The 9,298-nt window shown below is 59.4% G+C and carries 7 protein-coding genes and 2 tRNA genes; 7 read left to right on the forward strand and 2 right to left on the reverse strand.

Annotated features, from left to right (window positions below; all coding sequences use genetic code 11):
• Window positions 1-107 precede the first annotated feature (107 nt).
• From gyrB to HMPREF3053_RS01165, 3 genes are all read left to right on the forward strand, one after another.
• Complete coding sequence (gyrB, locus tag HMPREF3053_RS01155) at window positions 108-2,147, forward strand: DNA topoisomerase (ATP-hydrolyzing) subunit B (protein WP_016421743.1); 2,040 nt, start codon at window positions 108-110, stop codon at window positions 2,145-2,147.
• Window positions 2,148-2,221: 74 nt separating this feature from the next.
• On the forward strand, window positions 2,222-3,118 hold the full coding sequence (locus tag HMPREF3053_RS01160; protein WP_370449400.1) for an alpha/beta fold hydrolase: 897 nt from the start codon (window positions 2,222-2,224) through the stop codon (window positions 3,116-3,118).
• A 47-nt stretch (window positions 3,119-3,165) separates the two neighbouring features.
• Window positions 3,166-5,118 (forward strand): alkaline phosphatase family protein, encoded by a 1,953-nt coding sequence (locus HMPREF3053_RS01165; RefSeq protein WP_070767132.1) that lies wholly within the window; start codon window positions 3,166-3,168, stop codon window positions 5,116-5,118.
• Between the two features lie 13 nt (window positions 5,119-5,131).
• Here the strand turns inward: HMPREF3053_RS01165 and HMPREF3053_RS01170 are convergent, their stop codons facing one another.
• Window positions 5,132-5,470 carry a hypothetical protein gene (locus HMPREF3053_RS01170; protein ID WP_070767133.1) on the reverse strand — a complete coding sequence of 113 codons (339 nt, stop codon included), beginning with the start codon at window positions 5,468-5,470 and terminating at the stop codon, window positions 5,132-5,134.
• Entirely contained in the window at window positions 5,467-5,694 is a 228-nt protein-coding gene (locus tag HMPREF3053_RS11170) for a hypothetical protein (RefSeq protein ID WP_049170125.1), read from the reverse strand. Before HMPREF3053_RS11170 ends, HMPREF3053_RS01170 begins: the two co-directional genes overlap by 4 nt.
• Window positions 5,695-5,951: 257 nt before the next feature.
• Between HMPREF3053_RS11170 and gyrA the strand changes: the two genes are divergently transcribed.
• The 4 genes from gyrA to HMPREF3053_RS01195 all read left to right on the forward strand — a co-directional run bounded on the left by gyrA (window position 5,952) and on the right by HMPREF3053_RS01195 (window position 9,186).
• A complete protein-coding gene (gyrA, locus tag HMPREF3053_RS01180) occupies window positions 5,952-8,468 on the forward strand; it encodes a DNA gyrase subunit A (protein ID WP_231367213.1) in 2,517 nt (838 codons plus the stop codon).
• A gap of 4 nt (window positions 8,469-8,472) precedes the next feature.
• Window positions 8,473-8,805 (forward strand): DUF3566 domain-containing protein, encoded by a 333-nt coding sequence (locus HMPREF3053_RS01185; protein WP_049170131.1) that lies wholly within the window; start codon window positions 8,473-8,475, stop codon window positions 8,803-8,805.
• A 203-nt stretch (window positions 8,806-9,008) separates the two neighbouring features.
• A tRNA-Ile gene (locus HMPREF3053_RS01190) sits at window positions 9,009-9,082 on the forward strand.
• Between the two features lie 31 nt (window positions 9,083-9,113).
• A tRNA-Ala gene (locus HMPREF3053_RS01195) sits at window positions 9,114-9,186 on the forward strand.
• Window positions 9,187-9,298: the final 112 nt, after the last annotated feature.

The raw sequence follows: 9,298 nt of genomic DNA on the forward strand, positions 1-9,298 counted from the left end.
CTATGTAGTTCTGGCTGGCGCTGATAGCGCTTGACCGCCGGCCTATTTTTCGCGCGCTGACGAATGTTGCGCGGGGAGAGAACCAAGAATAGGAGACGCGCCGAACCGTGGCTGCTACCGAACATCAATATGACGCCTCATCGATTACCATCCTCGAGGGCCTCGAGGCCGTGCGTAAGCGGCCGGGTATGTACATTGGCTCAACTGGTGAGCGTGGCTTGCACCACCTGGTGTGGGAGGTTGTAGACAACTCCGTCGACGAGGCGATGGCGGGTTACGCCACCGATGTTGAGGTCACTCTGCTGGAAGACGGCGGCGTTCAGGTCCGCGATAACGGCCGTGGTATTCCTGTCGAAATGCACCCGTCGGGTATGCCGACGGTGCAGGTGGTTATGACTCAGCTGCACGCCGGCGGCAAGTTTGACTCCGAGTCCTACGCTGTTTCCGGTGGTCTGCACGGTGTGGGTATTTCGGTGGTTAACGCGCTGTCGACGCGTATGGAAACCGAGGTCATCCGCGATGGCTACACCTGGTACCAGAACTTCGACCAGGCTGTTCCGGAAGAAATTATCCGAGGTAAGAAGACGCGCGGCTCGGGTACCACGCAGCGTTTCTGGCCGGACCCGGAGATTTTTGAGACCACCGATTTCAAGTTCGACACCATTTCTCGCCGCCTGCGCGAGATGGCGTTTTTGAACAAGGGCCTGACCATCACGTTGGTGGACAAGCGTGTCTCCGAGGAGGAGCTCGAGGCCGAGGCTCTGGCGGAGCAGGCGGAGACCGAATCCGCTGAGATCGCCAAGGATGCGGTTGAGGAGCAGAAGGAGAAGGCAGAGAAGACCACCAAGCCGAAGGAGCGCCGCAAGGTCTTCCACTACCCGAATGGTCTGCGGGACTATGTCGAGACTCTGAACAAGTCGAAGAACATCATCCACCCGACCATCATTTCCTTCGATGCTGCAGGTGACGGCCATGAGGTCGAGATCGCCATGCAGTGGAACTCGGGTTACTCCGAGTCGGTGCACACCTTCGCCAATACCATTAACACCATTGAGGGTGGCACGCACGAAGAGGGCTTCCGTTCTGCGTTGACATCGCTGATGAACCGCTATGCGCGTGAGCACCGCCTGTTGAAGGAGAAGGAAAACAACCTCTCCGGCGAGGACTGCCGTGAAGGTCTCGCTGCCGTGATTTCGGTGAAGGTCGCCGATCCGCAGTTCGAGGGCCAGACGAAGACGAAGCTGGGTAACACCGAGGTGCGTTCCTTCGTCCAGCGCATGACTAATGAGCACATCGGTCACTGGCTAGAGGCCAATCCGGCCGAGGCCAAGGCCATTGTTAACAAGGCCATTGCTTCGGCACATGCCCGTCAGGCGGCTCGTAAGGCTCGTGACCTGGTGCGTCGTAAGTCCGCGACCGATCTTGGCGGTCTTCCGGGTAAGTTGGCGGACTGCCGTTCGAAGGATCCGAAGCAGTCCGAGCTGTTCATCGTGGAGGGTGACTCCGCAGGTGGTTCTGCAAAGGCAGGCCGAAACTCGCTGTTCCAGGCCATTTTGCCGCTACGCGGTAAGATCTTGAACGTCGAGAAGGCGCGCCTGGATAAGACGCTGAAGAATAACGAGGTCCAGGCCATTATTACGGCGCTGGGCACCGGTATTCACGACGAGTTCGACATCGAGAAGCTGCGCTACCACAAGATCGTGCTGATGGCCGACGCCGATGTCGATGGTCAGCACATTGCCACGCTGCTACTGACGCTGCTGTTCCGCCTGATGCGTCCGCTGATTGATGAAGGGCACGTCTACCTCGCCCAGCCGCCGCTGTACAAGCTCAAGTGGGCCAAGGGTGAGCCGGGCTACGCCTACTCAGATGCTGAGCGCGATCAGCTGCTGGAAGAGGGGCTGGCTGCCAACCGCAAGATCAACAAGGACGATGGTGTTCAGCGTTACAAGGGTCTCGGTGAGATGAACGCCGCTGAGCTGTGGGATACCACCATGGATCCGGATCACCGCGTGCTGCGTAAGGTCGCCCTCGAGGACGCGCAGAAGGCGGACGAACTGTTCACCATTCTGATGGGCGATGACGTCGCTTCACGACGTTCGTTCATCACCCGTAATGCGAAGGACGTTCGCTTCCTCGACGTCTAAGCCGATACCAAGTCTGGTTATCGGCTTGTCGGTTCCCCTGACAAAACCTCCGTTCAGCCATTAATGTTTATGAAATGGAAGATACTCGGGGAAGCATGGTCAACGGGGAACCGCCAGTCGAGCCACGTATTGTGCAGGAGACATTGCCAGATGGCTCCGTGACCCCGATGGCGCTTCGGTTTCCCGAAGGTTCGCCTCGGGGCATTGTCGTTATTTGGCCGGGCTTTGGCATGGGTGCTCGCTACTACCGGCCGATTGCCCAAGAGTTACAGCGTCGAGGTTTTTGCGTCCTGACCTCGGAGTTGCGCGGCCAGGGTAACCAAACTGCGGTGGCCACCCGCCGTCACAATTGGGGCTACCAGGATCTCGCGTCGGTGGATTATCCCTTGGCGGTGGCTTGTGCTCGGAAGGAATTCGACCATCTGGCAGCAGGGGAGAAGCTTCCCGTTTATTTGCTGTGTCATTCCATGGGCGGCCAGATTGCTTCTCTGTATTTGGCCCGACCGGAAGCGGATGTGGCCGGCGTGGTGATGGTCGGATCCGGCACCCCGCACTATAGGTGTTTTACTGGCAACGAGTACAAGCGGCTTCGTTACGGTGCACCATTTATGCAGGTGGTATCCCAGATTTTGGGTTATTGGCCGGCAGGCAGGTTCGATGTGGCTGGTTACGGTCGGCAGGCTCGCAATCATGTGGTGGAGTGGGCGCGCTTCTCGCGCACGGGCTTTCTGCGACCACGGGGTGCAGACATCGACTATGCCGCTGAGATGCCGAAAGTAACTACCCCAGCGTTATTGCTGAACTGTGGCGGTGACCGTGATTGCCCAGCGGAATCTGCGCAAGCGCTAGCTCGGATGTTGCCTAAGTCTGCGAAGTACGAGTTCATTGAGCAGCGCCTTGGCCATAATCGGTGGGCGCGTGAGCCACAGGCTGTGGTTGACCGTTTCGAGCGATTTATCGAGGAGAATTAAGCGGCAGTTCGCCGGCTGGTAATCTGCGCTTCTTAACGTAGATGCCTATGGCAACTTCACCTAAAAATATATCTGAATTTTCCCGTCGGCACTTCCTGCAGACCGCCGCTGGAGTCGGTGCTGTCACCGCTGCGAGCACGCTGCTGCCGCCATCGTTGCTCCATGCACTCGCGCAGCCCCGACCGGCTGGCTCCCTCGACCAGGTTGAGCACGTTGTCGTGTTGATGCAGGAAAACCGCTCTTTTGATCACTACTTCGGCACGCTCCGAGGTGTGCGGGGGTACAACGACAATTCCGCTTTGCCGGGCGTTTTCAACCAGAGTGGGGTCAGTCCATACCTGATTCGCAACGCCGCTAATCGCGGTGATCTCTCGGTGGAGTACATTGCAAGTTTGCCGCACGGTTGGGAAGACGGGCAGGTTGCACTAAATGGCGGCCGCTGTAACGGCTGGATCGAGGCCAAGGGTAAGGGCACGATGGCCTGTTATGACCGCCAGGACATCGCGTTCCAATTCGCTCTCGCAGAGACGTTCACTATCTGCGATGGTTACTTTTCCTCGATGCCTACGTCGACAAGCCCGAACCGCAACTACCTGTTTTCAGGTGATACCCGAAGGGAACCGTGGGGGACTGGAGCGGTTGGCAATGCGGCGTACGAGCCGACGCACCCGGGGTACAGGTGGCGCACGTATGCCGAGGATCTCTCGGCGGCTGGGGTGCCATGGCGCGTTTACCAGGAGTGGGATAACTACACGGACAACAACCTGGATTTCTTCGCCGCGTTTCGAAATATTGGCCGCAAGGTCATTCGTGAGGCCGGGCTGCCTGGTCGCGACATGACGGGCTTCCACGAGAAGCTGCTGGAACTGGGCGATGGGATGCCGCCAACTGCAGAGCAGCAGGAGATGGTCGACCGCCTGAATGCCGCTGTGGAGAAGCTGCCTGAGGCGGAACGGAATCTCTACGATCGTGCGCTTTACCGTCGCCAGCCGGGCACGCTCGCTGATGCTTTCCGACGGGACGTTGAATCCGGACAGCTGCCAAAGGTGTCCTGGATTGTGCCGTCGGCCGCGGAAAGCGAGCACCCGGGAGCGTCCTCGCCGATTCAGTCGGCGAATATCACTTACCGCCTGTTGGATGCGTTGGCCTCCAACCCGGAGGTGTGGGCCAAGACCGTCTTCCTGATTAACTTTGACGAGTTTGATGGTTACTTCGACCATGTGGTGCCGCCGCTGCCGCCGAAGAATGAGCCGGGGGAGTGGTACCTGGGCAAGCCGAAGGGGCTCGGTTTCCGCGTCCCGATGACTGTCATTTCACCGTGGTCGGTGGGTGGTTTGGTGTCCTCAGAGGTCTTCGATCACACTTCGGTGATCCGTTTCCTGGAGCAAGTCACCGGCGTGAGCTGCGGAAATATCACTGATTGGCGTCGTCGGGTATGTGGTGATTTGGTATCCACACTGGACTTCTCGGCGTCTACGGGAATGCAGCTTCCAGAGCAGCCGGGACCAGCGCCGGAGTTTGTGAAGCGCTGGGAGGCGGAGCCGGCCGGTGACTATCCTGTGCAGGAGTCCGAGCAGGCGACCGCGCTGCCGACACCGTACCGGCTGCACGCCTACCTCAAAGGCGGCAATCTTGTGCTGGTCAATGACGGTTCCCGTGAGGCTGTTTTCGCTGTTTACAGTGGCAATAAGGTGGAGCATCACACGGTGCTCGGTACGTTAGAGCTGCGAATTGGACTCCTGGAGCGCGAACTTACCGTGTGCGGCCCGGACCGCTTCCTGCGTGTATTCAGCAAGACGGCGAAAGAGTTGCCGGAGGTCACTTTGGAGCACGCGGCGGGACGTGTTCTAGTTGGCGGGCAGGACCGGACGGCTGATTATGTCCGTGATGGTTGGTACGAGGTTGAGCTGGCTGAAGGTGAGGCCACGGCGTATTACACGGGCCGGCTGGAGTCCGGCAATCGCATTCCGACCAGCCCGTTTACCCGAAAGAGTGACTAGGCCCTGTCCCCGGCTAAGTGCCGCCTTTGACCAGATCCCACGTCTCTGCGAATGACAGCTCTTCGCCGTTGGTGGTGAGGAGTATGTGTGCAAGTAGTGCGCCCAGTGCGGTGTTGCCAAAACTTAGTGGTTTCACGTGAAACGTTGCGTAAGCGACCGCCTGCGCTGCCGCAGAAATCGCGGGAAAGCTACGGTGACCAGCAATGACTCCTGAGCTGGCGGCGACAATAGCGCTGATTGTCCACGGCCTCGCAAGTGTAGCGTCGGCCAATTCCGGCACTGTGTCCACCAGTTCATCGGTAGCCGCCAGGATAGCGGCCTCGCTGAGAGGCTGAATCTGAGGCGCGCTCATTCTTGTACTCCGCGGGGCCTTGGGGAGCTCAACTTTCGCAGCAGCGCCATGTCGGTATCAATTACGCTTGCCGTAATTTCCCGGGCTTGACCTTGTTGAAGGGCTCTCGTGGCGGCGGATTCGATGGCGCGAATGACGGCCTCGTGTTTAGACACGCCCTCCATGTGCGCCAGCAGAGCCAAGGCGGTGTCCTGTTCTTTCGTGAGTCTCAAGGTCATCGCCATCGCATTTGCTCCCTGCTGCCTAGCTTGTGCCGTCTTATTCGTCTCTACTAGGCCTAAAACCCCAGATTTGATACCACAATGGTATCGAAAAGTTGCACACGGCGTCGTAAAGCGGGCTCTAAAGCCCTGTAGAATGGATGCGAACCTCTTTTAAGTAAAGGAAGCAGTCATTGAGCGACGATAACAACAACGACGGCTCATCTTTCGGAAGTGGAGTATTGGGCCACCAGGTTCGCCCGATCGACATCAATGAAGAGATGCAGTCGAGCTATATCGACTACGCCATGAGCGTGATTGTTGGCCGTGCGCTGCCGGAGATCCGTGATGGTCTCAAGCCGGTGCACCGCCGCATTCTCTACGCCATGTTCGACAACGGCTACCGCCCGGAGCGCGGCTATGTGAAGTCCGCAAAGCCGGTTTCGGACACGATGGGTAACTACCACCCGCACGGCGACATCGCTATTTACGACACCATGGTGCGCATGGCGCAGCCGTGGTCCATGCGCTATCCGCTTGTCGACGGTCAGGGTAACTTCGGCTCCCGCGGTGACGACGGCCCCGCAGCTATGCGTTACACCGAGGCCCGTCTGACGCCGTTGGCCATGGAAATGGTGCGCGACATTCGCGAAAACACCGTCGATTTCCAGCCGAACTACGACGGTCGTACGACAGAGCCGGTTATTCTGCCGTCGCGTGTCCCGCAGCTGTTGATGAACGGCTCCGGCGGTATTGCCGTCGGTATGGCCACCAACATCCCACCGCACAACCTCCGTGAGGTCGCGGATGCCATCAACTGGTGCCTGGACAACCCGGAAGCGGATGAAAAGACCACGCTGGATGCGGTCATGGAGCGCATCAAGGGCCCGGATTTCCCAACTGCCGCCCAAATTGTCGGCGATAAGGGCATCAAGGAGGCCTACACCACCGGCCGTGGTTCGATTCGCATGCGCGGTGTGACCTCGATTGAGCAGGAGGGCACCCGTCAGTCGATTGTCATCACTGAGCTGCCGTACCAGGTCAACCCGGACCGCATGATTGCCAACATCGCGGATCAGGTCAAGGACGGGCGTCTGCAGGGCATTGCCTCGATTGATGACGAATCTGACCTGAAGTGGGGCATGCGTATCGTCGTCAAGCTCAAGCGCGACGCCGTACCGCGTGTGGTGCTGAACAACCTGTACAAGCACTCCCAGCTGCAGACCAGCTTCGGTGCGAACATGCTCGCCATCGTCGACGGTGTGCCGCGTACGCTGCGCATTGACCAGATGGTGACGCTGTATGTCGCCCACCAGATTGAGGTCATTGTTCGACGGACCCAGTTCCGCCTGGACGAGAAGGAAAAGCGCGCCCATATCCTGCGCGGCCTGGTCAAGGCTCTGGATATGTTGGACGAGGTCATCGCCCTGATTCGCCGGTCCGCCACGGTTGATACCGCGCGCACGGGCCTGATGGGTCTGCTCGAAATCGACGAGATTCAGGCTGACGCCATTTTGGCGATGCAGCTGCGTCGCCTGGCTGCTCTGGAGCGCCAGAAGATCATTGACGAGTTGGCTGAGATCGAGCTCGAGATCGCCGACCTGAAGGACATCCTGGCCAAGCCGGAGCGTCAGCGCGCCATCGTCAAGGAAGAGCTGGGCGAGGTCGTGGAGAAGTACGGCGATGACCGTCGTACCCAGATTGTGGCCGCTGAGGGCGACGTCACCGAAGAGGACCTCATCGCCCGCGAAAACGTGGTTGTGACCATTACTTCCACGGGCTACGCCAAGCGCACCAAGGTCGATGCCTACAAGGCCCAGCGCCGTGGTGGCAAGGGCGTGCGCGGTGCGGACCTGAAGCAGGACGACATTGTCCGCCACTTCTTCGTCTGCTCCACGCACGACTGGATTCTGTTCTTCACCAACAAGGGTCGCGTCTACCGACTCAAGGCCTACGAACTGCCGGAGGCCACTCGCGCCGCCCGCGGCCAGCATGTCGCCAATCTGCTGGAGTTCCAGCCGGAGGAGCGCATCGCCGAGGTGCTGCAGATTCAGAGCTACCAGGACAGCCCGTACCTGGTGCTGGCCACCAGCGAGGGCAAGGTAAAGAAGTCCCGTTTGGAGGACTACGAGTCCGCTCGTTCCGCTGGCCTGATTGCCATCAACCTGCGCGAAGGCGACTCCCTCATCGGTGCCCGTCTGTGCTCTGCTGACGATGACCTGCTGCTCGTCTCCGAGCGCGGCCAGGCTATCCGCTTCACCGCCTCCGACGACGCGCTGCGCCCGATGGGCCGCGCCACTGCCGGTGTCCAGGGCATGCGCTTCAAGGGCGACGACAAGCTGCTCAGCATGGTCGTGGTCGAGGAAGAGCACAACCTGCTGGTCGCAACGACCGGCGGCTTCGGCAAGAAGACCAAGCTCAGCGAGTACACCCCGCAGAACCGCGGCGGTATGGGCGTGCTGACGCTCAAGTACGACCCGAAGCGTGGTCCGCTGATGGGCGCCCTGGTGGTGGACAACGACGACGAAATCTTCGCTGTCACCTCCGCCGGCGACATCATCCGCACCAACGTCAACGAGATTCGCGCCACCTCGCGTGCCACTAAGGGCGTGCGCCTGGTCAACCTCGCTGACGGCGTGGAACTGCTGGCTATCGACCGCAACGTCGAGGATGAGGGCGAAGAGACCGCTTCTAAGGTCTCTGAGGCCGGAACCTTGGACGTAGTCCCGAAGCGCACCGGCGCCACCAAGAGCACCGGTGCTGCCGAGTCCGGTGACTCGGAGGCGGAGAAGGAGTAAGCGCATGGCCGAAACTAACTTGGTAGTCGACAAGGTGAGCCCCTGGTCCGCCATGCGCATTACGGCGGCCACTGGTTTCATTTGCTTCCTCGTCTGGCTTGCCGCGGTTGGCCTGCTCTACCTCTTGCTCTCCGGGATGGGATTGCTCGCTCCGATTAGTGAAATGGTCGGCGGGGAGGATTCCATCAGCGCGGGTCTCGTCCTTGGCCTGGCGGCCGCTGTAGGAGCGCTGTGGTGGGTGCTGTCGATTGGGCTCATGGCCCTCGGCGCGGTTATCTACAACGCTTGCGGCGGTCTCGTCGGAGGTCTCAAGATTTCGCTTGCCGACGACAGCTAGGCTGCCTAGCCTCCCGCTGGCCCCGGTGTCACCCCCGTTCGGTGGCCCCGGGGCCGCGTTGGTTCAGAGGTGTTTTCAGTGATCTGGTTATGGAGTAGCCGTAATGACTACTTAATGACTACTTTTTAACTCAATATTTAGGCCTCTGACCAGGCGATTTGTGAAGTGTCATGGTTACGGGTTAAGTTATATCTCGTTCCACGGGGCCTATAGCTCAGGCGGTTAGAGCACTTCGCTGATAACGAAGGGGTCGGAGGTTCAAGTCCTCCTAGGCCCACTGCCGAACAAGGTATAATTGCTCGGTGTACGGGGCTTTAGCTCAATTGGTAGAGCACCTGCTTTGCAAGCAGGAGGTCAGGGGTTCGATTCCCCTAAGCTCCACAAGGAACAAAATCCCCCGGTCGTAAGGCCGGGGGATTTTTGCGTTTTGGGGGTTAAACGAGGGTTAAACGACAAAATGGGGTTAAGTGACAAAAAGTGTGTCTGATTTTCA

The organism is Corynebacterium sp. HMSC064E07, from assembly GCF_001815745.1.
Classification (GTDB): domain Bacteria; phylum Actinomycetota; class Actinomycetes; order Mycobacteriales; family Mycobacteriaceae; genus Corynebacterium; species Corynebacterium jeikeium_D.

Bases quoted from the DNA above. Each gene is read 5' to 3' on its own strand.
- HMPREF3053_RS01160 (WP_370449400.1), top strand. From the start codon at position 2,222: ATGGAAGATACTCGGGGAAGCATGGTCAACGGGGAACCGCCAGTCGAG.
- HMPREF3053_RS01165 (WP_070767132.1), top strand. From the start codon at position 3,166: ATGGCAACTTCACCTAAAAATATATCTGAATTTTCCCGTCGGCACTTC.
- HMPREF3053_RS01170 (WP_070767133.1), bottom strand. From the start codon at position 5,470: ATGAGCGCGCCTCAGATTCAGCCTCTCAGCGAGGCCGCTATCCTGGCG.
- HMPREF3053_RS11170 (WP_049170125.1), bottom strand. From the start codon at position 5,694: ATGGCGATGACCTTGAGACTCACGAAAGAACAGGACACCGCCTTGGCT.
- gyrA (WP_231367213.1), top strand. From the start codon at position 5,952: ATGCAGTCGAGCTATATCGACTACGCCATGAGCGTGATTGTTGGCCGT.
- HMPREF3053_RS01185 (WP_049170131.1), top strand. From the start codon at position 8,473: ATGGCCGAAACTAACTTGGTAGTCGACAAGGTGAGCCCCTGGTCCGCC.